Annotated in this window: 1 protein-coding gene; it reads left to right on the top strand. The window is 63.6% G+C overall.

Translation table 11 applies throughout. The features are described from left to right. Positions 1-391, top strand: a 391-nt coding sequence (locus AB4Y92_RS26300; RefSeq protein ID WP_441822297.1) for an isocitrate/isopropylmalate family dehydrogenase, incomplete at its 5' end; no start/stop codon positions are given. Positions 392-393: the final 2 nt, after the last annotated feature.

Here is a 393-nt window from a genome sequence, read left to right as displayed (position 1 = left end):
GTCCGACACCGTGGCCCAGGGTTTTGGTTCGCTCGGCCTGATGACCTCGGTGCTGATGACGCCGGATGGCAAGACCGTCGAGGCGGAAGCCGCCCACGGCACGGTGACGCGCCATTATCGCGAGCATCAGAAGGGCAGGGAGACCTCGACCAACTCGATCGCCTCGATCTTTGCCTGGACGCGTGGCCTCAGCCACCGCGCCAAGCTCGACAACAATGCCGAACTCGCCAAGTTCGCGACGCTGCTCGAGAAGGTCACGGTCGACACTGTCGAGGCCGGCGACATGACCAAGGATCTGGCGCTGCTGGTCGGTCCCGACCAGAAGTTCCTCTCGACCACTGGCTTCCTCGAGAAGGTCAGCGAGAACATGCGCAAGGCGATGTCTGCCTGAGC

The sequence above is a fragment of the Lysobacter sp. TAB13 genome (genome assembly GCF_052113885.1).
Classification (GTDB): Bacteria; Pseudomonadota; Gammaproteobacteria; order Xanthomonadales; family Xanthomonadaceae; genus Lysobacter; species Lysobacter gummosus.
This window is presented reverse-complemented; position numbering and strand designations above follow the sequence as displayed.